Source organism: Candidatus Binatus sp., from assembly GCF_030646925.1.
Taxonomy (GTDB): domain Bacteria; phylum Desulfobacterota; class Binatia; order Binatales; family Binataceae; genus Binatus.
The window spans coordinates 115,510-141,415 of record NZ_JAUSKL010000087.1; the positions used below are offsets into that span (position 1 = coordinate 115,510).

The 25,906-nt window shown below is 60.1% G+C and carries 25 protein-coding genes and 1 tRNA gene; 14 read left to right on the forward strand and 12 right to left on the reverse strand.

The window, feature by feature from the left end:
* The first annotated feature begins 121 nt into the window (after window positions 1–121).
* From Q7S58_RS15535 to Q7S58_RS15555, 5 genes are all read left to right on the forward strand, one after another.
* Window positions 122–1,420 (forward strand): LLM class flavin-dependent oxidoreductase, encoded by a 1,299-nt coding sequence (locus tag Q7S58_RS15535; RefSeq protein ID WP_304827665.1) that lies wholly within the window; start codon window positions 122–124, stop codon window positions 1,418–1,420.
* A gap of 148 nt (window positions 1,421–1,568) precedes the next feature.
* A complete protein-coding gene (locus tag Q7S58_RS15540; protein WP_304827668.1) occupies window positions 1,569–2,450 on the forward strand; it encodes a hypothetical protein in 882 nt (293 codons plus the stop codon).
* Entirely contained in the window at window positions 2,386–3,054 is a 669-nt protein-coding gene (locus Q7S58_RS15545) for a chromate transporter (protein WP_304827671.1), read from the forward strand. Before Q7S58_RS15540 ends, Q7S58_RS15545 begins: the two co-directional genes overlap by 65 nt.
* Window positions 3,055–3,068: 14 nt before the next feature.
* Window positions 3,069–3,584 carry a chromate transporter gene (locus Q7S58_RS15550; RefSeq protein ID WP_304827674.1) on the forward strand — a complete coding sequence of 172 codons (516 nt, stop codon included), beginning with the start codon at window positions 3,069–3,071 and terminating at the stop codon, window positions 3,582–3,584.
* 87 nt (window positions 3,585–3,671) lie between these two features.
* Window positions 3,672–4,688, forward strand: coding sequence for an NADP-dependent oxidoreductase (locus Q7S58_RS15555; protein WP_304827678.1), 1,017 nt, complete (start codon window positions 3,672–3,674; stop codon window positions 4,686–4,688).
* A gap of 34 nt (window positions 4,689–4,722) precedes the next feature.
* On the opposite strand, the gene Q7S58_RS15560 is transcribed toward Q7S58_RS15555, so the two are convergent.
* A complete protein-coding gene (locus tag Q7S58_RS15560; RefSeq protein WP_304827681.1) occupies window positions 4,723–5,121 on the reverse strand; it encodes a hypothetical protein in 399 nt (132 codons plus the stop codon).
* Window positions 5,122–5,281: 160 nt separating this feature from the next.
* Here Q7S58_RS15560 and Q7S58_RS15565 point away from each other — a divergent pair, with 160 nt between their 5' ends.
* The 3 genes from Q7S58_RS15565 (at window position 5,282) to tal (ending at window position 7,836) form a co-directional block, all read left to right on the forward strand.
* On the forward strand, window positions 5,282–5,626 hold the full coding sequence (locus Q7S58_RS15565; protein ID WP_304827684.1) for a hypothetical protein: 345 nt from the start codon (window positions 5,282–5,284) through the stop codon (window positions 5,624–5,626).
* Window positions 5,627–5,635: 9 nt separating this feature from the next.
* Window positions 5,636–6,625 carry an MBL fold metallo-hydrolase gene (locus Q7S58_RS15570; RefSeq protein WP_304827686.1) on the forward strand — a complete coding sequence of 330 codons (990 nt, stop codon included), beginning with the start codon at window positions 5,636–5,638 and terminating at the stop codon, window positions 6,623–6,625.
* 125 nt (window positions 6,626–6,750) lie between these two features.
* Window positions 6,751–7,836 carry a transaldolase gene (gene tal, locus Q7S58_RS15575; protein WP_304827689.1) on the forward strand — a complete coding sequence of 362 codons (1,086 nt, stop codon included), beginning with the start codon at window positions 6,751–6,753 and terminating at the stop codon, window positions 7,834–7,836.
* A 54-nt stretch (window positions 7,837–7,890) separates the two neighbouring features.
* On the opposite strand, the gene Q7S58_RS15580 is transcribed toward tal, so the two are convergent.
* Both Q7S58_RS15580 and Q7S58_RS15585 read right to left on the reverse strand, forming a co-directional pair.
* Window positions 7,891–8,718, reverse strand: coding sequence for a ThuA domain-containing protein (locus Q7S58_RS15580; protein WP_304827691.1), 828 nt, complete (start codon window positions 8,716–8,718; stop codon window positions 7,891–7,893).
* A 57-nt stretch (window positions 8,719–8,775) separates the two neighbouring features.
* Window positions 8,776–9,588, reverse strand: coding sequence for an enoyl-CoA hydratase/isomerase family protein (locus Q7S58_RS15585; RefSeq protein WP_304827695.1), 813 nt, complete (start codon window positions 9,586–9,588; stop codon window positions 8,776–8,778).
* Between the two features lie 341 nt (window positions 9,589–9,929).
* Here Q7S58_RS15585 and Q7S58_RS15590 point away from each other — a divergent pair, with 341 nt between their 5' ends.
* Together Q7S58_RS15590 and Q7S58_RS15595 are read left to right on the forward strand one after the other, a co-directional pair.
* Entirely contained in the window at window positions 9,930–11,072 is a 1,143-nt protein-coding gene (locus Q7S58_RS15590; protein WP_304827698.1) for a tail fiber domain-containing protein, read from the forward strand.
* 4 nt (window positions 11,073–11,076) lie between these two features.
* Window positions 11,077–11,913 (forward strand): hypothetical protein, encoded by an 837-nt coding sequence (locus Q7S58_RS15595; protein WP_304827701.1) that lies wholly within the window; start codon window positions 11,077–11,079, stop codon window positions 11,911–11,913.
* Window positions 11,914–12,013: 100 nt separating this feature from the next.
* On the opposite strand, the gene Q7S58_RS15600 is transcribed toward Q7S58_RS15595, so the two are convergent.
* The 5 genes from Q7S58_RS15600 to Q7S58_RS15620 form a co-directional block, all read right to left on the reverse strand.
* Complete coding sequence (locus tag Q7S58_RS15600) at window positions 12,014–12,253, reverse strand: hypothetical protein (protein ID WP_304827704.1); 240 nt, start codon at window positions 12,251–12,253, stop codon at window positions 12,014–12,016.
* A gap of 187 nt (window positions 12,254–12,440) precedes the next feature.
* Window positions 12,441–13,823, reverse strand: a complete 1,383-nt coding sequence (locus tag Q7S58_RS15605; RefSeq protein ID WP_304827708.1) for a TolC family protein — start codon at window positions 13,821–13,823, stop codon at window positions 12,441–12,443.
* A 19-nt stretch (window positions 13,824–13,842) separates the two neighbouring features.
* The gene (locus Q7S58_RS15610) at window positions 13,843–14,982 is read right to left on the reverse strand and encodes an efflux RND transporter periplasmic adaptor subunit (protein WP_304827711.1); all 1,140 of its coding nucleotides are present in this window, start codon (window positions 14,980–14,982) and stop codon (window positions 13,843–13,845) included.
* Window positions 14,979–18,107 carry an efflux RND transporter permease subunit gene (locus tag Q7S58_RS15615; RefSeq protein WP_304827714.1) on the reverse strand — a complete coding sequence of 1,043 codons (3,129 nt, stop codon included), beginning with the start codon at window positions 18,105–18,107 and terminating at the stop codon, window positions 14,979–14,981. The genes Q7S58_RS15610 and Q7S58_RS15615 overlap by 4 nt, the downstream gene beginning before the upstream one ends.
* 572 nt (window positions 18,108–18,679) lie before the next feature.
* Window positions 18,680–19,531 (reverse strand): hypothetical protein, encoded by an 852-nt coding sequence (locus Q7S58_RS15620; RefSeq protein ID WP_304827717.1) that lies wholly within the window; start codon window positions 19,529–19,531, stop codon window positions 18,680–18,682.
* 96 nt (window positions 19,532–19,627) lie between these two features.
* Between Q7S58_RS15620 and Q7S58_RS15625 the strand changes: the two genes are divergently transcribed.
* Window positions 19,628–20,731: a substrate-binding domain-containing protein gene (locus Q7S58_RS15625; protein WP_304827720.1), complete on the forward strand. Its 1,104-nt coding sequence runs from the start codon at window positions 19,628–19,630 to the stop codon at window positions 20,729–20,731.
* Between the two features lie 93 nt (window positions 20,732–20,824).
* Here Q7S58_RS15625 and Q7S58_RS15630 read toward each other — a convergent pair.
* Window positions 20,825–20,902 (reverse strand) — tRNA-Glu (locus Q7S58_RS15630).
* Between the two features lie 168 nt (window positions 20,903–21,070).
* Complete coding sequence (locus tag Q7S58_RS15635) at window positions 21,071–21,916, reverse strand: hypothetical protein (RefSeq protein WP_304827723.1); 846 nt, start codon at window positions 21,914–21,916, stop codon at window positions 21,071–21,073.
* 82 nt (window positions 21,917–21,998) lie between these two features.
* Here Q7S58_RS15635 and Q7S58_RS15640 point away from each other — a divergent pair, with 82 nt between their 5' ends.
* Window positions 21,999–22,988, forward strand: coding sequence for a ketopantoate reductase family protein (locus tag Q7S58_RS15640; protein WP_304827726.1), 990 nt, complete (start codon window positions 21,999–22,001; stop codon window positions 22,986–22,988).
* The gene (locus Q7S58_RS15645) at window positions 22,988–23,458 is read left to right on the forward strand and encodes a M67 family metallopeptidase (RefSeq protein WP_304827729.1); all 471 of its coding nucleotides are present in this window, start codon (window positions 22,988–22,990) and stop codon (window positions 23,456–23,458) included. Before Q7S58_RS15640 ends, Q7S58_RS15645 begins: the two co-directional genes overlap by 1 nt.
* A 29-nt stretch (window positions 23,459–23,487) precedes the next feature.
* On the opposite strand, the gene Q7S58_RS15650 is transcribed toward Q7S58_RS15645, so the two are convergent.
* Both Q7S58_RS15650 and Q7S58_RS15655 read right to left on the reverse strand, forming a co-directional pair.
* Window positions 23,488–23,937, reverse strand: a complete 450-nt coding sequence (locus Q7S58_RS15650; protein WP_304827732.1) for a nitroreductase/quinone reductase family protein — start codon at window positions 23,935–23,937, stop codon at window positions 23,488–23,490.
* A 434-nt stretch (window positions 23,938–24,371) separates the two neighbouring features.
* Window positions 24,372–25,115, reverse strand: coding sequence for a DUF4145 domain-containing protein (locus tag Q7S58_RS15655; protein ID WP_304827735.1), 744 nt, complete (start codon window positions 25,113–25,115; stop codon window positions 24,372–24,374).
* Between the two features lie 214 nt (window positions 25,116–25,329).
* On the opposite strand from Q7S58_RS15655, the gene Q7S58_RS15660 reads away from it, so the two are divergent.
* The coding region (locus Q7S58_RS15660) for a TetR/AcrR family transcriptional regulator (protein WP_304827738.1) at window positions 25,330–25,906 on the forward strand (577 nt) is incomplete at its 3' end.

The following is a 25,906-nucleotide window of genomic DNA, read 5'->3' on the forward strand; positions in this document are numbered from 1 at the left end:
GACTAACTGCGGCAGCTCGGTTACGTCCTGACCGATTGGTATGTTATATCGAATAAGGCCCGATACCGGCTGTTTAATTCGGCATCGTCGCTCGTTCCCCAATCGGCGGAGGCGTTAAAGCATGAAGTTCCATTGGTTCGCAGAGGTCACCTATCCGCATCTCCCGGCAGATTTTCGCGAGCGATTCCCGTCTGCGTGGGTGACGCCGCCTGCGCATCTGATCGACCCGCTCAAGGCCGGCGAGATGTACCGGATGTTCATTCGCCTGATGCAACTCGCCGACGAGGTCGGCTTCGACGGGCTGACCGTGAACGAGCATCATCAGACGCCGCTGGCGGTGACGCCGTCGCCAAATCTGCTCGCCGCGAGTCTCGCCTCGACCACGAAGAATGCCGCGATCGTGATCGTCGGCAATTCGCTGGCGCTCTACAATCCGCCGACTCGAGTCGCGGAGGAGTACGCGTATCTTGATTGTCTCTCCGGCGGACGATTGACCGCGGGCTTCGTGCTCGGGACGCCGATGGATTCGGTGTTCGCCTACGGGATGGGGCCGGCCGAGGTGCGCGCCCGCTTCGAGGAAGCGCGCCAACTGATCCTGCGCGCATGGTCGGAGCCGGAACCGTTCGCATTCAACGGCAAGTACAATCAGCTTCGCTATGTGAATGTGTGGCCGCGCCCGGTGCAGAAAAAGCTTCCGATCTGGGTGCCCGGCGGCGGCGGCAGCGTCGAGACGTGGGACCTCGTGATCGATCACGACTATTGCTACGGGCATCTTTCGTTTTCGGGCTTGTACTCGTCGAAGCCGCTGGTCGATGCGTTCTGGGACTACGTCAATCAGCGCGGCGGAACGACCAATCCGCATCGGATGGCGTTCACGCAAATCGTATGCGTCGCGGATACCGACGCCGAGGCCGAAAAGCAGTACTACGAGGCGGTTCGCTACTTCCATCGCAACGCGACGCCGGCCGCGGGCTTTCTGAATCCGCCGGGATATACGACGATCAAATCGACCAAGTTCATGTCGGAGCTGGCGAAGAAAACCCACAGCAAGCTGACGCCCGAGGATCGCATCCGGGCGGCCCGCGGCGAGATGAGCTTCTGGGAGTACGACGAGAAGGGCTACATCATCGCGGGCACGCCTGCGCGGGTGCGCCAGCGGTTGCGTGAGCTGATCGTCGATCTCAGGATCGGGCAGCTCATCGCGACGCCGCATATGGGCAATCTGCCGGAGGAAGTCGGAGCGCAGAACACAACCCTCTTTGGCCGCGAAGTCGCGCCCTATCTGCGCGATCTGTGGGCCGATCAGCCCGATCACTGGACGCCCGAAATCAGCCAGAGGTTGGTCGCCGCCAATGCCCCTAAGCCGAGGACTGAGGCCAGGACAATGAGCCGGGACAAGGAAGCCGCGGCCGCCAAATAACACGGGATTACCGCAAATAATTGACCCCGCCAGAGCAGACTAATACTGTGCAGGGAATCAAATGCCGCGGCACGCGCGCCGCCGACGACCAGTTGTGTGCGCGCGCTTGCATCGTGTCGAGACCGTTTTTTGGGACGGACGGATATAGATGAGTACCACGAATAGTTCGAAAGCATTCTATCAGCCGATTCTGCCGTCGGATCAGATTCAATTCCGCGAATACAAGCTGCTGCTGAAGCCGGAATTGTTTCCCGATCAGCACGCATTCCACAAATTCTGGAAGCTGGCGCATCACGCGGTCAAGCCGCTCGGCGTCAAGTTGTCCAAGATGGACGCAGACGTGAAGCCGCAACAGCGCGAAGTGGTCTTCTACGACACCCCGCATAACAAGCTCTACAACAGCGGCTTCATCCTGCGAAAACGCACCTTCTACCATCACGGTGCGGCCGACCCGCATCACGAACTGGTGCTGAAGTTCAGGCATCCTGACAAGAATGTCGCGCTCGCCGTCGATCCGCGCCCTCTCCTGCCGTGCAAATACACGATGAAGTTCAAAGAGGAGATTCTGCTGCCGCGCGACGGCGCACTCGGGATGCGGCTGGTCTATTCGCATAATTGCGAGCTCGACACGCCGAACATCATATTGACGCAGCGGTTCGAAACGACGGCCGACGCCTTCCCGGCGCTGAAGAGTATCGGCGCCAACCCGAAGGCGGCACTAGGCGTCGTCAATGGCCTGACGATCCAGGAATACCAGGTCGATATCGGGATACTCGAGTTCGGCAAGCTCGCGGCCAAGGCCACGCTGTCGGTATGGCGCGTACAGGCCACCGACGAGCCGATCGTCGCCGAGTTCGGCTATCAACTGAAATTCGACAGTCCCGAGGCGGTGCGCCGCAAGCATCGCGAACTCTCCGAATTTTTCTACACCGGCCTGCAAGCGCGGGCCTCCGACTGGGTGCAGCGTGGAACAACTAAAACAGCCCTCGTCTACGGGTTCGGAAACTCCAGCCTCAAGCATCAAGAGTGAGCCTGAGCGCCCGAGCCTGCTGAAGCTGCTCAAGATTTTTCTGCTGGCTGGCGGGCTCAGTTTCGGTGGCGGCGCAGTCGCTTATCTCCGCGAATACATCGTGCGCGAAGAGCACTGGCTCGACGATGAGGGCTTCCTCGGCGCGATGGAGATCAGCGAGACGCTGCCGGGCCTGAACGCGGTCAACATGGCGATCATCGTCGGCGACAATCTGCGCGGCGTCGCAGGTGCGGCGGTGTCGGTGATCGGGATGCTGCTGCCGGGATCGATCGTCGTGATGGCGCTAGGGATTCTGTGGCAGTCGGCGCATCAGAACGCCAACGTGAAGCAATTTCTGCTGGGGATCGCAGCCGCGGCGGTCGGATTGCTGTCGTCGGTGACGCTGCAAATCGGACGGCGCCAGTTCCGCCAGCTTCCCGACATCGCGATCGTTATCGCAACCTTCGTCGCGGTCAGCTTCTTCAAAATCAGTCTTCCGGTCATCCTGCTCACGCTCGGACCGATCGCCGTATGGTTCTATCGTCCAGCGATCGCCCAAGAGCGCGCTTCCGATGAACATTTGCCGTTTCATCGCGGCGAGCGCCATCACTGGTTCCGGCATTAGGCGGACGCTACCAGATGCGACTCGTACACCTGTTCCTGGTTTTTTCGTTGCTGTCGATCCTCGCGGTCGGCGGCGGCACTGCGGTGCTGCCCGAGATGCAGAAGATGACTGTCCATACTTACGGCTGGCTGACCGACGCGCAGTTTCGATCCATCTATAGTATCGGGCAAGTCGCGCCCGGCCCGAACATGCTGATGGTGCTGCTGATCGGATACCATCTGGCCGGATGGGCCGGCATGACGGTCGCCGGCATCGGCTTCTTTCTCCCCGACTGCGTGCTGACTTTGTTCGCGAACCGATGGTGGGTACATCTCGGTTCGTGGCCGTGGCGCCTTTCGATCCAGCGCGGCCTGGCGCCAGTCGCGATCGGCCTGATGGTCTCCGGCACCTACGCAATCGGGAGGCTTTCGATCATCAATCCGCTAACACTGATGATCGGGTTGGTGGTGTTCGCGGTCCTGCTCTGGCGCCACGTCAATCCCGGCATATTGGTGCTTATCGGTGGCACGGTGTACATGCTGCTGACCTAGCCTTTTCAGCGCCGATCGCAGCGTTTGTAATGACGCTCGCGTTTGTCGCAAAATCGTCGGGTTCCCCCACAGCAAAGGAAGAGTCCAATGACTACAGCGTTCAATCGCCAGATTACGCTCGCGGCGCGCCCCACCGGCGAGCCGAAATTAACTGATTTCAAGCTGGTCGAGGCGCCAATCCCGGAACCGGGCGAAGATCAGTTCCTGGTGAAGAATCTGTATCTGTCGGTCGATCCCTACATGCGCGGCCGGATGAACGATCGCAAATCGTACGCCGAACCGGTGCAGATTGGCGAAGTGATGGGCGGCGGCGCCGTCGGCCGAATCGTCAAATCCAGCAACCCGAAGTACCACGTCGGCCAGATCGTGATGGGCTACTTCGGATGGCAGGAGTATGCGGTCTCGAACGGCGTCGGCGTCGAACTGGTGAATCCCGAACTGTCGCCGATCTCGACGTCGCTCGGCGTGCTCGGGATGCCCGGGATGACCGCATACTTTGGCCTGCTCGAGATTTGCAAGCCGCGGGCTGGCGAAACCGTCGTGGTGTCGGGCGCGAGCGGCGCGGTCGGCGAGCTGGTCGGCCAGATCGCGAAAATCAAGCACTGCCGCGTGGTCGGGATCGCCGGCTCGGACGACAAGGTCGAGCATGTCGTGAAGGATCTCGGCTTCGATGCGGCCTTCAACTACAAGACCACCACCGACTACGAAGCCAAGCTGCGCGAGCTATGCCCGCGCGGCATCGACATCTATTTCGACAACGTCGGCGGCACGATCACTGACGCTGTGATGACGCTGATCAATCCGCGCGCGCGCATCAGCGTGTGCGGGCAGATCTCGCAATACAATGCCGCCGAGCCGGAGATGGGACCGCGGCTACTCGGTTTGCTGATCGAACGACAGGCCAGGATGGAAGGTTTTCTCGTCTTTCAGTTCGCCGAGAAAATGCGCGTCGCGCAGAAAAAGATGGCCGACTGGATCAGGACCGGCAAGCTCAAATATCGCGAGAGCGTCGTGCGCGGAATCGAAAACACCCCGACCGCGTTTATCGGGATGCTCCGTGGCGAGAATATCGGCAAGCAATTGGTGCAGCTTGCGGATGTATGATCGGCTCGAGACCGCTATCGCGAAGATTGCGCGTTTAATCGAAATGGACAGCGATACCTTTGCATTCTAAGTGACCTTCGGCGTTGCCGGGGCCCTGCGGCGCCGACGCCTGATTGCTCAGTACAAACCATGAATTGACGTTGATTATCGCGTCCACCTTGTCGCCATATTTGTTGTAGGCCGCGTGCTTGAATCCTGGCGAGGCTGAGCTGTTGTCGTCGTCGTAGGCGGGCGCCCGGCCGCAGACTCCCTCGACCGAGCCGAGTTGAGTGTATTTCGGATGTCCGGGGACGTCGGCGGTTTGCACCACGACAATGCGTTTGACGCTGGCATCCTCGGCGGCATTTTCCTGCTGGATTTTGGCGCCTTCGCTGGCGACCGCGCCGCATCCGGCTATCGCGACCGCAAAAATAACTGTAAGCCATGCTTTCATGATTTCTTCCCCCCGCGGCCCCAGCTAACGCGATCCGCCACTACGAGGCAAGATCATTCAAACTTTCGCGCGTAACTCTATCGCGGCAGAATCTCGCTATTGAAGAGCGGAATCGGCAGACTTTAATGGCGGACCGGGTCGGGAGCATGGAGGACACTGAATGAATGTGCGAATAAGCGCGACTTTAGCGATGATCATCGGACTGGCGGTGCCGATGTTTCAGAGCTCGGCAATTGCGGAACCGACTGCTAGTTCGGCGATGGTAATCGGCAAAACGACCGGTAGTCTCTCGGCCGTCGCGAAAGCAAACCTGATCTCCAAACTCAAGGCCGCAAAATTACGCGAGAAGCAGGAACGCAAATCGGGCCCGCAGAACTCAGCCCGCATCGCCGAGTACGACAAGCGGATTTACACCATCAACGTCCTGATCACGAAGATCGGCGATAACGAGGATGTCGCCTTGAGCGAGGTCGATCAGGCGCTATCCCTAGCGCACACTCCCTGACCGCGTCTAGTGAAGAAAATCGCCAGCAAATGGGCCTTCACCAAGGGACTCCGCGACATCGGCAACGGATGCTACGCGTATCTGCAGCCCGACGGATCGTGGGGATGGAGCAACGCGGGGCTCATCGTCGATAGCGGACAATCGATGCTGGTCGATACGCTGTTCGACCTGAAACTGACGCGCGAGATGCTCGATTCGATGCGCCGCGCGGAGCCGCAGGCCACCGCCAAAATCGGCACGCTGGTGAACACTCACTCCAACGGCGACCACTGCTTCGGCAATGAACTGGTGGCGGGCGCCGAGATTATCGCGTCGAAGGCGTGCGCCGAGGATTTGCAGCATGACGGCGGCGCTGCGCGACTCGCCGAGATGCAGCGCAACGCATCGCAGATGGGCGAGGTCGGCAAGTTTTTCGCGCGAATTTTCGCGCCGTTCGATTTTCAGGGCATCAACGTCGCAATGCCGACGAAGACGTTCCAGGGCGAGCTCGAATGCCGCGTCGGCGATAAGATCGTGCGCCTGATCGAAGTCGGTCCGGCGCACACGCGCGGCGACGTCATCGCATACGTGCCGAAGAATCGCGTCGTCTTCACCGGCGACATCCTGTTTATCAATGGGCATCCGATAATCTGGGCCGGACCGGTGGCGAACTGGATCAACGCGTGCCAGTTGATGCTCGATCTCGATATCGAGACGGTGGTGCCCGGCCACGGTCCAATCACCGACAAGAAAGGCATCGCCGCAGTCAAGGGCTATCTCGAATACATCGCGGCTGAGGCGCGCAAGCGTTACGACGCCGGGATGACGATCGCGGAAGCTGCGGCGGACATCTCGCTGGACAGCTATTCGTCGTGGAGCGACGCGGAACGAATCGCGGTGAACGTCGGGAGTCTCTATCGCGAATTTGTGGCGGAGAAAGGAACCGCATCATCGAGAACGGCGGGCGAAGGCGAATTGTTTGCCCTGATGGCGCAGATGGCGGACCGCCCAAGTCATTGAGTAACCAGACGTTCAAATGCTCTGGTACTCCCCTTCCGTGTGCGCAGTGGTACCATTGAGCGGTCGGGGACGCGAGCAGCGCGGTGGCGATTTCGCGGCATTCAAGACGCATCAAAGAGGCACACATGAAAGCTACTCAAGCATTGCATGAAGCGGGTCAGAGTATCTGGCTGGATAACATCACGCGCGCGTTGCTGAACAGTGGCGGCCTGAAACGCTACATCGACGAGCTATCGATCACCGGACTCACCTCGAATCCGACCATTTTCGATCATGCGATCAAGAACAGCCACGATTACGACGATGCGATTCGCGAGAAATCCGCCGCGAAGAAAGCGGGCGAGGCGTTGTTCTTCGAACTCGCGCTCGAGGATCTGACCCGCGCAGCCGATCTGTTTCGTCCGACCTACGACAAGACGCACGGCGTCGATGGGTTCGTATCGCTCGAGGTCTCGCCCAAGCTGGCCTACGACACCGCGAGCACCGTCGCGGCGGCGAAGGGTCTCCACGATCGCGCGAACCGGCCGAACCTGTTCATCAAGATTCCCGGCACGCGCGAAGGCGTCCCGGCAATCGAGGAATCGATTTTCGCCGGCGTGCCGGTGAACGTCACGTTGCTGTTTTCGCGCGAGCAGCATCTTGCGGCGGCGCAGGCCTATATCCGCGGTATCGAGCGTCGCGTCGCCGCGAAGCTCGATCCGTACGTGCCGTCGGTGGCGTCGGTGTTCGTCAGCCGCTGGGACGTGGCGGTGACCGGCAAGGCGCCCGACAATCTGACGGATCGGCTCGGCATCGCGATCGGCAAGCGTATATACAAATCGTATCGCGAGCTGCTGGCGTCGGATAAGTGGCTGCGGCTGCTGAATTGCGGCGCGCGCTCGCAGCGCCTGCTATGGGCCAGCACCGGCACCAAGAATCCCAAGGCCTCGGACATATTGTACGTCAAGGCGCTGGCCGCGCCGCATACCGTCAACACGATGCCCGAGAATACGCTCAAGGCCTTCGCCGATCACGGCGAGATCGCGAGCATGATGCCGCATAACGGCGGCGATGCGGAAATGGTGCTCGCCGATTTTGGCAAGGCCAGGATCGACATCGACGAACTCGCGGAAAAGTTGCAGCGCGACGGCGCCGCCGATTTCGTCAAGTCGTGGGACGATCTGATGACTTGCATGATCGACAAGGCCGCGACGCTCAAGCAGGCAAGCTGAATCCTCGTCGGTTAGCTGGCATCACACCCGCGAACCGCGGTGACCGACACTCCTCTAGGTCGCGGCGCCCCACTCGATACCGTTGCGAAGCAATCGCTCGAACTCGGGCGTTTCCCACGCCCCGCGGAACAGCAAAGGAGTCTTTCCCGACGGCTCTACGCTCGCATCGACAAACGGCTGCACGTTGTTAGCCGGCGAGTGGCAATGGCCTAGCGCATAGTAGGTCACGCCGCCGCGGCCTATCTCGCGCGTATAGCCGATCGCGCGAGTTTTGCCGTCTGCGAGCAAAGAAGTGTCCTGGTCGTAAACAAAGCCGAAATTTTTCGGCGAAGGATCCTTCTCGAGCTCCGTGGTTAAGAGCAGCTTGGTGGATTCCGGATGCTGTAGCTCGATGAGATATAGCTCGTCGGTCACTTCAAAGGAAGGCGGCAAGCCCCTGGTAAGTATGTGATCGCCCTTGGCGACATCGACGCGAAACTTTCTAACCGGCGGATGGTTGAGAAAGAAGCTTCCTAGCGTCGCGTGATAGCTGCCTTTGACCACCTTGCGCACCGCTCGATTCTCGCCCACCGGCGCCGCGCGCCCGCCGCTGGTACCGTGCAAAGCCAGCCAGCGCCCTCCTTCTTCAAGCCAATGCTGAATAAGCCGATTCTGTTCGTCGCTTGGGTAAGGTCCCGCGACATAGGTGACCAGTAGCTGGGTTCCGGGCAGCCATCGCTCGATATCAGCGAAATCGTTGCTCGTCGTCGTATAGGCGCCCGATTTCTCCTGCAACAGGCCAAGTAGCCGCAACCGGGCATAGTCCATGTCATGGCCCGCTGCGGAACCGGGTGGGAATCCGCCAGTGATAAGATGGACGCGAAGTGACTTCGTTCGGCTCATGACAGATCGATGCCTCCTTAGCCGTGCTGACGCCCCGATAGTTGCGAGTTAGGCGCATCAGCTCTTCGCGCGCGCGCCCGGCCATGACTGCCCTGCACCCAAGCCCTCGAGCGCCAGCCCATAGCCAAGGTTGTCGAGCATCAGCTTTTTCAGTTGCTGAGTCAGCGCGACGCGCGCGTAGCGGACGGCCAGCGTCGGCTTGGTCGTTATCTGATGCGCTAGTTCCCAGGCGCGTGGCAGCAGCCGATCTTGCGGCAGCACCTCGCTTACCACACCTAGGTCGAGCGATTCGCGCGCCGAGAGCTTCTGTCCCGTCAGCAGGAAGTAGCGCCCGCGATTGGGACCGAGCACCAGCGGCCATATGATATGCACGCCGTCGCCCGGCACGATTCCATTGGGAAAATGCGGCGCATCCTGAAAGGCCGCGGTCTCCGACGCCAGTACGATGTCGCACAGGACGGCCAGTTCCGCGTGAATCAGCGCCGGACCATTGACGGCCGCGATCATCGGCACTTCGATATTAAGATGGTTCATCAGCAGGTACTTGGCGTCGCTGTAAATATGGTCCCAGGTGGTGGACCGCACGCCGGCCGGCTGCGGCGAGCCGTCGCCAGTGACAGGCACGCCGCGACCTTTGCCGGCGTCGATCTCGGCGCAGAACGCGTTACCGGTGCCGGTAATGATCACGCATCGGTTGTCGTGGTCGCGCGCGACGTCGTTGAAGGCATAGGAGAGTTCCTCGTGCGGACCCATCCCCCATTTCAGTTCGGCGCCCTCGGTATGCAGCGTCATCTGCAGGATGCCGTCGCGCCGTTCCATCCTGATGTGGCGGTATTTGCCCGCGTAATCGTCGAGCGTGATCATTGCCATCGCTTTGTCCTCCTGCGACTCGAGACATTCCCGATAGCATGTTCCGCGTCGAAAAATTTCGCAAACCGATGGCGCCTGCCGGAGTAGCGCAAAAGGAACGAAAGAGAATCCTCGATCGTCGTGACCAGTGACGCCTAATCAAAGCCAGAAGCTTGGCATGATTGCCAGCACACAGATCGAACTGTTCGATCAATCAAGGCGCTACAAAATTTCGGCCGCTGTCTCGAACGCCGGCTTCGGTATCCATTCCTGTGTCGGATGTGCTTTGCTGAACCATTCCGCGTTTCAAAATCGGCAAGGTACGCAACTGCGGCGTCAGACCATCCTCGGAGAACGTATCGATGAAACGATCAACGGCAAGCCTTATTTTTTCGATGGTAACTGTCCTGATAATAGCGCTCTCGGCGCCAGGGAGCGCTTTCGCGCAATTTCACAATACGAAGTTCGGCGATTTCGCACTCGCGAACATCACGACCGGCAGCGACGATACGGCGCTTGGATACGCCGCGCTTACCACCAACACATCGGGCGGTCTGAATACCGCGACCGGGGTGGCCGCTCTCTATTTTAACGATACCGGCTCCAGCAACACTGCTGATGGGGTAGACACTCTCTTCTACAACATCTCGGGTGCGAGCAATACCGCAGCGGGAGCGTATGCTCTCTTCCGCAATACGGGGGGCATGCTGAATACGGCCAGCGGAGCCCAGGCCCTTTACAGCAACACCACCGGGAACAACAACAGCGCGACCGGTGCGAAGGCTCTCTACAGCAATACGACCGGCGTTCAGAACACCGCCAGCGGAGCGCAGGCTTTGTACAGCAACAATACCGGCCGCTATAACACGGCGGCTGGATTGCAAGCGATGTACAAGAACACGACTGGTCAATACAACACTGCTGTAGGTTTCCAGGCCGGGTTTAATCTAACCACCGGCAGCAACAACATCGAGATCGGCAATCTAGGAGCCTCAACCGATACCGGTAATATTCGTATCGGTACGCCCGGCAAGCAGACGGCGACTTATATCGCCGGTATTACCGGCAGTTCGGTCAGCGGTGCGGACGTCGTAGTAAATGGCAGCGGTCGCCTTGGAGTGGTGGTCTCCTCGGCCCGTTACAAGCGCGACATCGATGATATGGGGACCACCTCAAACGAGTTGATGAAGTTGCGCCCGGTAACTTTCCGCTACAAGGACGACCAGCAATCAATCAAGCAGTACGGCCTGGTCGCGGAGGAAGTAGATCGAGTGTATCCGGAGCTGGTGGTCCACGACCCTGAAGGCAAGGTCGAATCGGTGCGCTACTCGATGCTCACCTCGATGCTGCTCAACGAATTGCAAAAGCAGGCCAAAGAACTGCGCGATCAGACCAGGAAGAACCACCAACAGGCAGAAAGAATGGCGCAGCTCGAAACGCGACTGGAAAGGCTCGAGCGGGTGAGCAATATCGCGATCCCGGCGGAATCAACCGCCTCGAGGTAACCCGATGAATCACGATGCCGCCCCGCTCGGAATCGCGCTGCTGGGGCTGATGCTCGGCATGCGGCACGCGACCGATCCCGATCATGTGATCGCGGTGACGACGATTCTGAGCCGCGAGCGGCGGCTGTCGGCGGCGGCGCGGGTGGGGATCGTCTGGGGCCTCGGCCATACCGTAACGGTGCTGATAGTCGGCGCGTGCATCATCGTGTTCAAGATCGCAATTCCGAGCCGGGTGGGCCTCGCGATGGAATTCGGGGTCGCGATCGCGCTGATACTGCTCGGCCTAGGCGCAGCTTCCGACGTGATTCGCCGGCTCGCGACGCGGCTTTCGGGCGCGCCGCCGGATCCGCCGCCATCGGAATTGATCGTGCACGCCCATGCCCACGTTCATGACGCCTTCGAGCATCGGCATCCCCATGTTCACCTCCGGGATCACGACCGCGACGACACCGGCGAGCATGACGAGCATGTGCTGTCTATGGAATCGATCCCGGCGATCTCCGGCCGCCGCAGTTTGCTCAAGTCCTTCGTCGTGGGCCTGGTGCATGGACTCGCCGGCAGCGCGGCAATCGCGTTGCTGGTGCTAAGCGCGATTCCCGACCCGACGTGGGCAGTGCTCTACCTGGCAATTTTCTGCTCCGGGACCGTACTCGGGATGGGGCTCATCACGGTGGCAATCGCGACGCCATTCTTGATCGCGTCGCAGCGGCTAGCGTGGCTGCATCAGGGGTTCGTCACCGGCTCGGGCCTGCTGAGTTTTGGATTCGGGCTTTTCCTCGCGTACCGGATCGGTGTTGTCGATCGTATCTTGGGCGCCGCGCCGATCTGGATGCCGCGCTGATCGCAGAAGCTGGCGATGGAATCAGTTCCGCGCGCGCCGCGGACCTTTGCGATCGCTGGATGGCAACGGCGCGGACTGTCTCTCCAGCATCACCTTGATTTCAAAAATCGGGCGGCATCGGCGGCCTATCGTAGTATTTCACTGAGTCGCTGTCGTCCAACGCGCGACTGACTTCGACGTCATTCACCTGCTTACCCTCTTCCATCTGGCTGATTAGGCCATGCACCTGCGAGCCCTTGCCGGCATAGTAGTTTCCGAGCTTTCGGTTGCTCTCTTCGCAAGCCATCGCATGCATATAGTATTCGTACTCAGCCGCCTTCAGACTCTGTAACTTTTCCATCTGTATGGCCAGTTGCGTCTGACTGGCTGGATCCTTCCCTGACGAAACTGAGGAGCATGCCGCCAACGACGCGGCAACCATCAAGGATATTGCCAGACGGAGGCCAAGTTCTAGTTGATATCGCATAAGAATTATCTTCGCCTGCCAATTGATGAACGACTCACCGAGTTGATCCAGTAGCTGTTACTCATCGGTCCCTGGCTTGCGACAATGAGGATCCGGTAGCTCGTTCCAGCTTCGCCTTTGCCACCGAATAGGTATAAAGCGCGTCGACATAGGCGCCGTCGTCCTGGATGTAGAAGCGCTCGGCGTCGGTTAGCTCGATGATATTGCCGAGGCCCGCGTTGTAGCGCTTGTCGGCAAGTTCCAATTGCCCGGAAGATGCCGCCAGGGTTTCTTCAGCCTGTCGAATCGCCTGCAATCCGGTTTGTAGTTCGAGGAAGGCTGTCTTGACTTCGAGCCAGATGCGAAGTTCCAGGTCTGCAAGCGAATAACGGATGGCGTCGCGCCTTGCTTTCGCTTCCGCTACTTCGTGCTCGGTGAGAAAGCCGTTGAAGATTGGCCAGGTGACCGCGATACCCGCGTTGAAGTTGTTCGATGCCGGAAATCCAGTTCCCATCGCGCTATAACCAGCGACCGCCTGAAAGGTTGGCCAGAAGTCGCTTTGCACTTCAGTGATTTGCGCACCCGCTGCGCGAGCTTCAGCCTCCAGCGTCTGAAGGTCCGGGCGTAACTTGCTAGCCGACTGAAAGTACGACTGCACGTCCCCGGCTACCGGCTTGTATGTGAGTACGTCCACGACCTCGTATGGCGGCGCGTTCGGACTCACCGCCATCGTGTTGTCGAGTGCGACTCTCGACACGGCCTTTTCATTGGAGGCCTCGAGAAGATTGGTTCGCGCGCGAGCCAGCGCCGCCTTGGCAGTCAGGACGTCGATTCCCGATGTAAGCGATGCCGCAGCCTTCACCTGTGCGGCATGCTCCTGCTCCGTGCGCTGTAGAACGGCCTTCTCAAATACCTTTTCCTTCTGTGCCGCTGCGAGTAGCGCGAAGTAGCGTTGCGTCGCTTCGTAGATCAGATCCAGGTCGGCGAGCTTTGCTACATCTGTCGCAGCCTCGGCTTCCGCCGTTCGCTTTTCGATCCGGCCGCGCACGCGGCCGAAATCGAATAGGTACTGCTGCACGCCGACGCCGGTTAGAAAGTTGTCCGTGGTAGAGAAGCTTTGACCCGCCTCGGGCGCGCCGCCGTGCAAGGTTCCCGTGATTCGAGGGACGAAGCCGGGATTGAGATAAGTAGTGTTGCCGATCGGGTTATCGGTGGAGCGCAGATACTCCGCTGCGCCGTACACCTGCGGCATTAGCGCGGATTTCGCTTCACCGACTCGCTCGTGTGCAGCGGCTGCGATCGAACGCATTTCCAATCCGCGCGGATGGTTGCGCAGCGTCAGCTCGACCGCACGACCCAAGGTCAGCCGTTCGCCTGGCTGCAAGTTATCGAAAGCTGGCGCGATACACGGGATGGCCAGTAAGGTTGCCAAGCCAACCATTATCGAGGCAATCCAACTGCCCACGACTCGCATCCTCGAGTCCTCACCGTGTACCGGCTGCAAAGTCAGTCCCCTTACTCGATTTGCCGTTGGCGATCGCAACGTCAACCGCTTCACCCGGCGCCAGTGACGGGTCAAGCGCCGCGACAACCTCTTCAGCGCCACTTAGTCCCTGAGTTACTTCGCTATAGGTGCCATTGCTGATTCCAACGCTAATTCGTTGTCGCCTTAGTCTGCCTACTTCCGCGATCATTACGTATCGACCCTCGGGCGAATCGCCGATGGCTGACTCGGGTAGCTTCAAAGCGCCGCGATGCCGCTGCAATTCGATCGTTACGTTCGCGTACATTCCCGGGTACAGCTCATGGTTGTGGTTTTGCAGATCGATCTCAGCCAGCATCGTGCGCGTTCCAAGATCCAACGAACTCGCGAAGCGAGTGATCTGGCCATTGAATGTTCGGCCCGCCAGATCGGGCAGCGAAAGCGTGGCCGGCATCCCGCGTTTGACGAAACTGACTTCGGCCTGCGGCACATAGACGTAAGCGCGCATCGTGTCGATCAGCGCGAGACTCACAACCGGTGAGACTCCACCCGTGGATTGAACGGATCCTTCGTCCGGAGAAGCCGAGGATTGTTCGCCGCCGGCCTTGATAAGTGCTCCAGGATCGACGAAGCGCCCCGTGATGATGCCGTCGAAGGGCGCAACGATTTTCGTGTAGGAGGTCATAGCTTCGAGCTCATCCAACTGGGCCTTCGATTCGAGGTACTTGCCTTGCGCGATATCGACCTCCTGGCGAGCAACCAGCCGGGAGTCGCTTTTCCAGACTTGTGAGAGCCGCTCATAGGTTAGGCGCTGTATTTCGAGGCTCGCCTTGGCGCGAGCGAGTCGCTGTTGAAGTTCGGGCACCTCGATCTCAGCGAGCACTTGTCCCTTCTTCACCCAGTCGCCCTTGTCGACCGAGATGCTTTTCAAATAGCCGGTGACTTTTGCGTAGAGAGTCGATTGATACAGACCGACCAGGTCGCCGGGTAAGGCGATCGTACGAACCACGTCGCCGCGTTGCGGCCGAATCACGGAGACAGTCGGCCGCAGATCGGTGGCGGTATCGCCGTTTGCTCGTGAGCAACCCGTCACCACCAACGAGACCCACCCCACGGCCACTAAGAGCAGAAGACTTTTCATTTCGATTCCTTTGACCGTCGGCCGTAGAAAATTTCGTAGAGGGCGGGCACCAGGAAAAGTGTGAGCACGGTCGAGACCGCGAGTCCGCCGGCGGCGGCGCGGGCAAGCGGTGCGGAGGCCTCGGAACCGGCGCCCAGCTTGAGCGCCATCGGCATTAATCCCACGACGGTTGCCAGCGTCGTCATCAGGATCGGGCGCATCCTGATTTGCGCCGATTCGATAATCGCGCGCCGCAGATCCTGGCCGCTCCGGTAGCGCTGGTTCGCGAAATCAACCAGCAGGATCGCATTGGAAACCACGATCCCGACCATCGCGATGATCCCCATGAACGACTCGATGTTCAGCGTGGTGCCGGTGAGCAGCAGCGTCCAGGTAACGCCGATCATGCCCATCGGCACCGAGAACATGATGATGAAAGGATCGAGGAAGGAGCGGAACTGCGCGACCATCACGAGGTACAGCAGCACGACCGCCATCACCAGTCCGTAGCCGAAGCTCGAGAACGAACGCTCCATCGAATCCACCGAGCCGCGGAATGCGATCGCGACGCCTGGCGGAAGCTTGAGCGTGCTCAGCGCCTTGCGCACCGATTTGAGTGCGCCACCCATATCGTCGGTGCCGGGCGCGACGAGCACATCGACGACCCGCTGGATGTTGTAATGATCGGCCTCCGCGGGATGCTGCTCGCGGGCGATGGTAGCTACGTTGCGGAGCAGCATCGCATCGGCGCGCGAATGGTTACCATCGCTGCTGCGCACCGGGATGTTGCGCAACGTATCGAGCGAGTCGATTTGATCCTCGGAGTACTGCGCGGTCAGAAAGTAGTCGTTGCCGGACTTTGGATCGATCCAAATCGAGGGCGCGATCATCTGGTTCGAAGTAAGCGCGGTAATTACGTTCGTGACAACGTCGCGCTGGTTGAGCCCCAATCGCGCCGCCTTCACGCGATCGACGTTGATTCTCAGTGTCGGATAGTTCGATTCCTCGGGCACAAAGGTGCCGGCCACCTCCGGCAGGTTATTCACGCGGGCATCCACCTTGCGCGAGAGATCGAATAGCTCGGCGTAGCGGCGGCCGCTAAGTTGAATGTCGATCGGAGCCGCAAGTCCGAAGTTGAGGACGGAATCGATGATGCTGCCCGACGAGAAGAAGGTGCGGATTTCCGGTATTCGCTGCGGCAGGAGTTGTTTGAGCTTCGCCACATAACTCCACGTCGAGACTCGATGGCCAGGCGCCAGCGCAACCATGACGAAGCCCGAGTCGCTCGCCGCGTTGGTCGAGTAGATCGACGAAAATCCCGGCGCCAATCCGAGGTTCGAGACCACGGTCGATAGTTCGTCGTGCGGGATGACGTTGCGAATCGCTTGTTCCAGGCGTTCGGCCAACTGCTCGGTGAGTTCGATGCGCGTTCCCAGCGACGCCCGAAACTGGATCACAAATTGGCCGGCATCGGTTCTCGGAAACAACTCGGTGCCGATCAACGGAAAGGCCGCGATGCTCGCTACAAAGAGAATCGAGGCTGCGCCGATTATCACGCCCTTGCGATCCAGCGACCATTCGAGCAGGCGCTCGTAACGCTCCGCGAATCGGTCGTAGCTGCGAATGAATGCGGCGAGGAAGCCGCGTCCGGTGCCCTGCTCAGCTTCCCGTCCCGATTCATTGGTCAGAAAGCGCGCGCAGTAAACCGGGATTACAGTCATCGCGACCACGTATGACGCGAGCATCGACAGCACGACCGCCCACGACAACGCGCTGAACAGGGATTTCGCCACGCCGAACAGAAACATCACTGGCGAGAACACGATGATCGTGGTGACCGTGGACGCGAGTACCGCCAGCGCAACCTCATTGGCTCCATCGCGTGCGGCTTCTGCGGGCGCTTTTCCCTCCGCGAGATGGCGGTTGATGTTTTCCAACACGACCGTCGAGTCGTCCACGAGGCGCCCGATCGCCAGCGCGAAACCGCCGAGCGTCATGACATTGATCGTCGAGCCGCTCATTCTGAGGCCGCAGGCGCCGGCGAGAATCGACAGCGGAATCGACAAGAAGATCGCGATCGTCGAGCGGAAGCTGCCGAGGAAAATCAGAATCATCAATGACGCGAGCAGCGCGCCCAGGACTGCTTCATGCTCGAGACTTTCGATCGCCTCGCGCACGTACGAGTCCTGGCCGAAGATTGCGTTAACCTTGATGCCTTCCGGCAAGCCTGCGATCTGCTTGATCGCCTGTTTCACCCCGTCCACGACGGCAATCGTGTTGGCGTTGCCCTGTTTCATCACCGGGATATACACGGAGCGCTGGCCATTGATGCGGACGATGTTCTGCTGAATCTGCGCCGCATCCTCCACATGACCCACGTCGCCGACGAAGACCGGTGCTTCGCCGCGGCCGATCTTGATCGGCACCTGATTAATCTCGTCGGGATGCTCGATCATGCTGTTGCTGTAAACGAAGTAGTCCGTCGATCCGATTTTCGCGTCGCCTGCGGGAATGATCAGGTTGGCGTCATCGAGCGAATGGACCACGTCCATCAGCGTGAGTCCGCGCGCCTCCAGCGCGTCGCGATTGACGTAGGCCATGATCTGCCGGTACTTGCCGCCAAACGGCGGCGGGACCGACGTGCCCGGCACCGTCGCGATCCAGTTGCGGATGTTGTACTGCGCCTGATCGCGGAGTTGCGCTTCGCTGAATCCCTGGCCCGACACCGTCACCAGCGTGACCGGCAGCGATGACGCACCGGACTTAAGAATGAGCGGTGGCAAAGTTCCGGGCGGCAGATGGCGCAGATCGGCCATCGCCAGATTGCCTAGAGTCGCGGTTGCGGCGCTGAGATCCACTCCCGGCTGAAAGAAGACCTTGATGATGCTCACCCCCGGCAGCGACCGCGATTCCATGTGATCGATGTCGCTGCCGAGCGTGAAGAATCGCTCAAAGCGGGTGGTGATGTTGGCCTCGATGTCGAGCGGCGGCATCCCGGGATAGAAGGTGGCGACCACCGCCACCGGGATGTCCAACTTGGGGAAGGCATCCACCGGCATCGTCAGGAAGGCGGTGACGCCCAGGATTATTGTGAGCAGCGCACCCACGATTACGGCGTGGGGATTGCGCAATGAGAAACCAGGCACTAAGCAGACCTCGCAATTGGCGACGGAACGGGTCTCCGGCATCAAGCCGATAGCAGCCAGCCACTGCTCAGTTCAGAGCGTGGACCTGGCTCGATCGCCGAATGTGCGGGCTAACTCAGCGGGTCTGATCCGCCCGAGTGCGACGGACCGAGCTTGAGGCGTAACAGGAATCGTGTGAGCGGCGTCGCGGAAACTACCTGGAAGCTTGCGAGTGGCTTGGAGAAATCCTGAGTGATTACAGGGATCAAAACGGTAGGAACGACGTCGGCGTGAGCGACCTGCTCTGCCCCGGTCAGTTCAGGTTGGGCAAACGACGTGTGTCTCTCGATCGACCGGCGCACTTCGGGGGCGCGGAAGTGATCTTCGAATCGATGAACCTTGTTGGCCGGGAATGAGAGGAGCATCGCGACGCCAACGATGCATACTGCCGCGCGAAAAATCGCGGCGAACGTGCGCGCGCTCAATCTGGATAAGTTGGTCAATACTTCTCTTTCCACAATCGTCCCGCACCAGATCGAAGTCAAGTCCGCTCCCGATGCGGCGCCCAATCAACAGTAAGGAAACCTCGAATCCTAGAACGGAATGCGGGCCGTGATGACCCACGCATTGTGATAGCGCTCGAATTTGCTCACCGCGACCTGAAATCCGGCGCCCGCCACCAACACGAGGCGATCGTAAAGCGGAATCCGTCCTGCGACTATCCCGGGCGTAAGAAATACTTCGTTCTTCCCCGCGTGATCGCCATCAGGAAACCACGTGTAGTTGACCTCGCATTCGGGCCACAAGTACTTGAGCATGTGGTACTGGAATGCGGTGTTGTACGCGACCGGCATCCCCAGCCGATCGAGGCCACCGTTCGGGAAACTGGCGCTTACGGTGCTCTGAAAATCGAAATTGCCCCATCCTTTCCCGAATGCGATCGTCGGCGTGAAGATCGCGTGTCCCTGCGAGTTGTGTTCGGCGCCGGTCGGAGCGAGAAAGCCCATGAAGACCGAGACGATGTAGTTGCCATTCTCTTCGTTGGCCGAAAGCAGGCGATACTTCACCAGCGCCGTCCAATCGCCAAAGTCGTCGGTGCCGCGATTCGATGCTCCGGCCTTGCCCGGAAGCTGATGCGACAAATACGGCGGGATGCCCAGGATGATTTCCGTGTTTTGGGTCGGTATGAGCTCGAGCCCCTTCGATCCGCCGAAATTGATCAGCGTCTCGCCGTGCTGTCGCGCCTGGAATATCTGATCGTAGCGCAACTCCTGCTCGAGCCGCGGCGTTACCGTCACCAGCGGTGTGATCCAGTGCGGTTGCTCCGCCTTGGCCTGGTCGGAACGCACGAACCAATTCTCGAAGTAGGCTTGAATTGAATCGAGCAGGAAGCCGCCGCCGACCGAATAATTTGCCGGAGTGTCGGCCGCGGCGCAGTTCGTCACGGATAGGAGGACGATGAGGGCAGTCGCCGCATGCAAACAACGGATTTTCATGGCGCCGCATTCTTATGCCATGATACTTGATACCTGACAACAGTTATGGCGACCAGCGAGCAAAGCAGGATCATTCGCGCCAGGCAGTCTGCCGGGCTCAGCCAGTCAGAACTGGCGCGCCGGGCCGGAATCTCGCGTCAGGCGATCGGCGCGATCGAAGCCGGTATCTATCAGCCGGGAGTCGAGGTCGCCCTCGCTCTGGCGCGCGAGCTGGGAAGCTCGGTCGAGTCATTGTTCGCCGCTCCGATCGAGCATGAAACTCTCGAGACTGAATTGATTGCCGGCGCGGCGCGGACAATCAGCAGGAATACGCGCGTAGCGTTGGCGCGTATCGGCGGCAGGATTATCGCCACCCCGCAATCCGTTTCAGGGCTGCGGCTGTCGTCGGCGAGCGGCGTGTTTGCAGGAGGGGTGCGCTCGCACGCACGGATACTCAGTCTTCGCTCGCGCGAACAGATCGAAAGTACTCTGCTGATCGCCGGATGCGATCCCGCGGTCTCAATCCTGGGCGATTGGATGACGCGCCAGCACGCCTCGATCGAGCTGATCGCGATACGCAGTTCCAGCCGCGGCGCGCTCGATGCGCTCAAGGGAAATCGCGCTCACGCCGCCGGAATCCATCTGCGCGGCTCGCACGGAGACTACAATGTGGACTCCGCGCGAAAATTTCTGAAGGAAAGCGATGCGGTACTGATCAATTTTGCGCGATGGGAGATCGGTCTCGCAGTTTCGAAACGATGCGGCATCAGAAGTCCGGCCGACCTCTCCCGGCGCGGCATCAGGATAGTGAATCGGGAATCAGGTTCCGGTGCTCGGCTCGCACTCGACGACTCGATGCGCGGCGCTGGAATCGAGCCACAAAAAATTTCCGGCTACTCGCGCGAACTGGAAGGTCATCTCGAAGTGGCGTGCGCCATCGCGGCAGGCGATGCCGACGCAGGTCCCACTATCCGGCTCGCCGCCGAGGCATACGACCTCGGCTTCGTCCCGATTCGCGAGGAACGTTACGATTTCGTGATTCAGCGTCGCGAACTGAACACGCCTCCGGTCAGAACATTGCTCGATGCGCTCAACTCGTCGCGATTCTCGCGCGAACTCTCCACCCTGTGCGGTTACGATACCACGCTGACTGGCTCGCAGATCGCCTGACCCGGAGTATCAGGTTTCATAGCTGCGCGGAGCTCGACCCAGGGCTGTCGAAACGCAGCTCGGGAAGAGAAACCCGTCAAACCTTGAATCTATTGGCGTCCCCGACGGGATTTGAACCCGTGTTACCGACGTGAAAGGCCGGTGTCCTAGGCCGAGCTAGACGACGGGGACGTTGAGGCCGAAAATACGAACGCGCGCGATGCGCGCGCCAGACAGCCGAAAGTATCAGAGCGTCGAGAAGCGGGGCAAGTATGCCGATTTGCGCCGCTCCGGCCCCCCGCTGGATTCTTCGAGCGGCGACTCGATCGAAATCTCGCACGCGCCCGGATGCCGCCGCGCCTATGACTCCGCGAACCGGACCTGGCCGACGATTTCCGACACCGACTTGCGGCCGTGCCCGGCCAGCAGCGCGTCTAGTTCGCGATCGATTCGTCCGAGCGCGCCCGCCCCTTCCTTCATCAGCGCCGACCCCACTTGCGACGCCTTGGCGCCGGTGAGATGCGCAATGTATGCGTCGCGGCCCGTGTTGATTCCGCCCACCGCGACGACGTCGAGCAGGCCCTCGCTCTCGCGAAAGTAAGCGTGCGTCTGCGAGAGCGCGCGCGGCTTCCCGCTGACCGTCCCGGTCGCGAGGTCGATTTCCAGATCCTTCGGCAGGTCGTTGGCGCATACCGCGATCGCGATCCGCGTGGCCTTGAACAAATCCGCGATCGCGCGCGGCTCGAACGGCGCGTTGGGCGGCACTTTCACGGCGAGCACGCAGTTGGTCTCGGCGCGCACCCGTCCGAGCAGCGATTTCAGGCGTTCGAAGCTCGCAAACGGCGCGACCGATTTGGCGACGTAGTCGTCGGCAAGGTTCAGCTCGACGATACTCGCGCCAGCGCGATCGAGCGTCGATGCGACCGCGATGAATTCCTCTTCGCTGGCGCCGACGACGCTGCCGATCACTTTTTTGCCGCGTGCAGTCAGCTCGCGCGCGATCGCGGCGAAGTGCTCGACGCCGCGATTCTTCAGATTGTCGGGCGCTTCGAGTCCCGCGACGTTGCACGATTTGAACACCAGCGCGCCGCCGTGAACCGCGCTGAGTTCGAAAATCTCGCCGCGTTCCGCCGAGCGCGGGCCCGACGCGTTCATTACCGATGAGCCGATTTCGACTCCGCCCAGACGAATCGATGTGCGTTCCATCGCTTACTTCCTACTGCGTTCGGCGTTTTCGGGGCAAGCGACGTCGTTGTTTGCTTAGGCAGTGACCGCTAACTTCGACACGATGAGCGATACTCCGATTCTGATTGCCGGCGCTGGCGCTATCGGTTCGATCGTCGGCGGGATGCTGCATCTGGCCGGCCACGACGTGACGCTGCTCGGGCGGCGCGCTCACATGGGCGCGATCGCACGGAGCGGACTCCGCATCACGGGATTGCTCGGCGAGCGAACCGTGCGCGGCTTGAAGGTGGCGAACGATCCGGCGCAACTGAATAATCGGTACGGCGTGATCCTGTGCGCGGCCAAGAGTTACGACACCGATTCGATCGCCGACGCGCTCGCGGACAAGCTGGCGGACGACGGCGCGATCGTGTCGATGCAAAACGGCCTCGGCAATATCGAGTCGCTGAGCGGCCGCTTCGGAGCGCGTCGCGTGCTTGGCGCGCGCGTGATCTTCGGCGCGGAAATTCCAGCGCCGGGTCATTCGCACGTGACGGTGTTCGCTCAGCCGCTCGCGGTCGGACCTGCGCCGGCGCTTCATCGCGAGCATACTGCGAGGCTTGCGGCGCGCGCGCGCAACCTCGCGGCGATGATCGACGCCGCCGGCATCCCCACCGTCGCCGCCGACGACATCATGCCGGTGATTTGGACCAAGCTCCTCTATAATGTTGCGCTGAATCCGCTCGGCGCGCTTTTGCGATTGCATTACGGCGCGCTGGCCGGCGATCCCGACCTGCGGCCGATTCTCGACAGCGCAATCGATGAGGCGTTTGCGGTGGCGCGCGCGCTCGAAGTCGCCCTGCCCTTTGCCGACGCCGACGCGTACCGGCAACTTTTCTATGGCCAGTTGATTCCGACCACGTTCGATCATCGCCCGACCATGATGCACGATCTTCAAGTGCGCGGCCGCACCGAAATCGGCACGCTCAACGGCAAAGTCGTCGAACTCGCGGAACGACTCGGGCTCGACGCGCCGACCAATCGGATGCTGACGCGGATGATTCGAGCCGCCGAGCGTGCGCGCCAGGTGGCACTCAGAGAGGAGCAACGCTGATGAAGGCTGTATCGATTCGGCGCGCCAGCATCGATGCGATGATCGCGCAGGCCGAGCGCGAATTTCCCTTCGAGTGCTGCGGCTTCATTATTGGCGACGCGAATATCGAGGAAGTGCGGCCGATCGCGAATATCCAGAATCGCAAGCACGCCGAGGATCCGGCGGCGTTTCCGCGCGACGCGCGCACCGCGTTTCTGATGGACCCGAAGGAGCATCTGGCGGTGATGCTCGAAATCGATCGGCGCAAGTTCGACTTGCGCTCGGTCTATCATTCGCATCCCGATCACGACGCGTATTTTTCCGCGACCGACGCGACGCAGGCGTGTTCATTCGATCCGTCGGAGCCTGACTATCCCGGTACCTTCCATATCGTGATGTCGATCCGGTCGGGCCGGTTCGTCAACGCGGCGGCATTCGCGTGGGATCCTGAAAAAAAGGAATTCGTCGAGACGCCGCTTACGATTGAATAGCTGCGAATAAGCGCGGTAGCTGGATTCGATCAGGCGCCGGCGATCAACTCGAATACCGGCTTGCCGGCGGCGGTCGCGCGGAAACTGTCTTCGGGGGAACCGGCGGGCAGATCGAAGAAGCGCTGCACCTGCGACGCGAAGCAATCGAGGAACGCTTTCAAGATGCGCGGCTTTTCGGAGTCGGCGAGTTCGCGGACGGCGAGCGATTCGTGGCGCGATCCTTTGCGCAGGATGATATTGCCGGCGGCGCGCGCATTGCGGGCCCATGCGGTTTCACCGCGCGCCGCGACCAGGTAGCGGCGGCCGTCGAGTTCGAGCAGATTGACCGGAGTGGTGAAGACCCTGCCCGATTTTCGGCCGCGCACTTCGAGCAGGCGCATGTATCCGGGGCCGATGCCGAAGGCGAGTGCGAGCCCCATCACGCGATTGAAGATTCGATCGAGTGCGCTTTCCTTCTGAACCTTCGGATTCTCCGCCACCCGCAATTTAGGCCTCCTGCGCGCCGAGCATATACCAAGCCTTGGAACGCATCGAGATGCGGCAGATGAATCCGGCGCATTTCATCGTCGGCCCAGACAAGGCTCGTGCGTTCGGCTGGTAGCCGTCGCAAGTGATCCTGTAATACACTTACATTCAGGAGTTACATCGCTATGGCGATGATTAGGTTATGAGCGAACGCTTGGCGGCAGCCTTTAAAAGAATCGCGGAGCAGCTCCCGGAGTACGAACAGGACGCTCTGGCAGACCGGCTCTTGAAGCTAATCGAGAGTGACGAGCGTGATTGGGACTTGCTTTTCGAGAGTTCGGCGGATCAACTCGAGAAGCTCGCGGACCGCGCGCTCGCGGAATACTCGGCCGGCCGCGCAGAAGTACTCGATCCAAACTCTGATGTCGATCCGCTCTCTACAAAAGGACTACGTCGGCTTCCTAGTCTGTCTCTTCGCGCCAGTTGATCCCCGCTTTGCATCCCACTTTGCGCGCCGCTCTTTGTCCTTTTCCGGACTAACGATGAAGTAGTCAAATAGCCCATCGACAACCTCGAGAGTCCATTCTGCTTCTTCACGATCAACATCGATGATCTCTCCGGTAGCTTTGTCCTTCTTTGTATGAGCACCGAAGTTTCCTATTTCTCGCAAGTGATGCAGGTTGTCCTTCAGATTCGAAGGGAATTGTGTATCGGCAATAAAGTTGTCTATGCGGTCTTCAAGCTTGTATTCGGTCCGTCCTGCAAATGCTGCAAGCAGGTCAGCCAAGATGCGACGAGACAAGATTGCCGACATTCGCGGGCTATCGCCGAGAATTGATGCCGCTTCCAAATAGTCGCGCCGAAACGGATCTTGTACCAAGGGATCAAGTGCCCGCGGCGCAATTTTTCTGGGAACCGCAAAGTATAACTCTCGTTTTTTGGCGTCCCATGACTCTATACCAGTTTTTTGATTGCGCAGGACGTGCACCAGGATCTGATGACAATCAACATTTGGACACTGCATCCACTTCAACGTCACCGACACTACTTGGTTGCGATGAAAGTCATCCGGGTTCGTTTGGACGCCGATGTAATCTGCGGGCTTTTCGAGTGGTTTACCGAGGCCATCCGCAGCACGAAACAGGGGCTGCCAGAGTTCGGGAATGTCGTGGTTGCAGTAGGGGCACTTCATATTCTCGATTCTCCGGCCGAAAAAGGTGCACACGCCTAATTGAGAAATCCCAGCGCCGCCTTCTCGTAACTGGTCTCCTCAAGTATTTTAATTTATCTCCGGTATCATAAAAGCGTTCCTTTGCCACTTCTACCGTGCATTATTGACAAATGAACGTTCATTCAGTACATCAGACAATTGCGGGGACGCCATCGAGGCGCCCCCGCCCCCATCGATGGCGCGCGCCGCACATGCAATCCGCTCACAGCCGCAGGACGAGAGCCTCGTCAAGCTGCGGCGGCGACAGATTTTTCTCGCCGCATGCCGCGTGCTCGCGCGCAAATCGTTTCACGAAGCTTCGGTCAAGGAACTCGCGCTCGAAGCCGGCGTCGCCGCGGGCTCCATCTACCTCTACTTGCAGAGCAAGGACGAGATTATCCCGCTGATCGCGGAATCGATGGTGGCGGAACTGGTCGAAGCGCTGCCCGCGATTCGCAAGCGCACGGTCGGCGACCCGCGCCGTGAATTGATCGACGTGATGCGCGCGATCCTCGACGTGATCGATCGCTATCGCGAGGCCTTCAACGTGCTGCATCACGAGGCGCGCTATCTCGAGCGCCGGCCCGAGTTTCGCGGCGCATTGAAAAAGATTGCGAGCGACTATCTTGGCGTCGTCGCTGAAATAATCGAGCGCGGAAAGTCGATGCATGTCATCCAGTTCGACGATACGCGGAGCGCCGTGCACGCGATTCATATGCTGTGCGCGGGCTGGGCGATGGGCGCGAACAATCTGAAGCATACTGACAAGGAAA

What these genes read in the sequence shown, in the direction of transcription:
- Q7S58_RS15655 (WP_304827735.1), bottom strand. Translation starts at nt 25,115, where the DNA reads ATGAAGTGCCCCTACTGCAACCACGACATTCCCGAACTCTGGCAGCCC.
- Q7S58_RS15635 (WP_304827723.1), bottom strand. Translation starts at nt 21,916, where the DNA reads ATGGAACGCACATCGATTCGTCTGGGCGGAGTCGAAATCGGCTCATCG.
- Q7S58_RS15640 (WP_304827726.1), top strand. Translation starts at nt 21,999, where the DNA reads ATGAGCGATACTCCGATTCTGATTGCCGGCGCTGGCGCTATCGGTTCG.
- Q7S58_RS15540 (WP_304827668.1), top strand. Translation starts at nt 1,569, where the DNA reads ATGAGTACCACGAATAGTTCGAAAGCATTCTATCAGCCGATTCTGCCG.
- Q7S58_RS15565 (WP_304827684.1), top strand. Translation starts at nt 5,282, where the DNA reads ATGAATGTGCGAATAAGCGCGACTTTAGCGATGATCATCGGACTGGCG.
- Q7S58_RS15625 (WP_304827720.1), top strand. Translation starts at nt 19,628, where the DNA reads ATGGCGACCAGCGAGCAAAGCAGGATCATTCGCGCCAGGCAGTCTGCC.
- Q7S58_RS15585 (WP_304827695.1), bottom strand. Translation starts at nt 9,588, where the DNA reads ATGGCAATGATCACGCTCGACGATTACGCGGGCAAATACCGCCACATC.
- Q7S58_RS15590 (WP_304827698.1), top strand. Translation starts at nt 9,930, where the DNA reads ATGAAACGATCAACGGCAAGCCTTATTTTTTCGATGGTAACTGTCCTG.
- Q7S58_RS15560 (WP_304827681.1), bottom strand. Translation starts at nt 5,121, where the DNA reads ATGAAAGCATGGCTTACAGTTATTTTTGCGGTCGCGATAGCCGGATGC.
- Q7S58_RS15535 (WP_304827665.1), top strand. Translation starts at nt 122, where the DNA reads ATGAAGTTCCATTGGTTCGCAGAGGTCACCTATCCGCATCTCCCGGCA.
- Q7S58_RS15610 (WP_304827711.1), bottom strand. Translation starts at nt 14,982, where the DNA reads ATGAAAAGTCTTCTGCTCTTAGTGGCCGTGGGGTGGGTCTCGTTGGTG.
- Q7S58_RS15645 (WP_304827729.1), top strand. Translation starts at nt 22,988, where the DNA reads ATGAAGGCTGTATCGATTCGGCGCGCCAGCATCGATGCGATGATCGCG.
- Q7S58_RS15555 (WP_304827678.1), top strand. Translation starts at nt 3,672, where the DNA reads ATGACTACAGCGTTCAATCGCCAGATTACGCTCGCGGCGCGCCCCACC.
- tal (WP_304827689.1), top strand. Translation starts at nt 6,751, where the DNA reads ATGAAAGCTACTCAAGCATTGCATGAAGCGGGTCAGAGTATCTGGCTG.
- Q7S58_RS15580 (WP_304827691.1), bottom strand. Translation starts at nt 8,718, where the DNA reads ATGAGCCGAACGAAGTCACTTCGCGTCCATCTTATCACTGGCGGATTC.
- Q7S58_RS15595 (WP_304827701.1), top strand. Translation starts at nt 11,077, where the DNA reads ATGAATCACGATGCCGCCCCGCTCGGAATCGCGCTGCTGGGGCTGATG.
- Q7S58_RS15550 (WP_304827674.1), top strand. Translation starts at nt 3,069, where the DNA reads ATGCGACTCGTACACCTGTTCCTGGTTTTTTCGTTGCTGTCGATCCTC.
- Q7S58_RS15600 (WP_304827704.1), bottom strand. Translation starts at nt 12,253, where the DNA reads ATGGAAAAGTTACAGAGTCTGAAGGCGGCTGAGTACGAATACTATATG.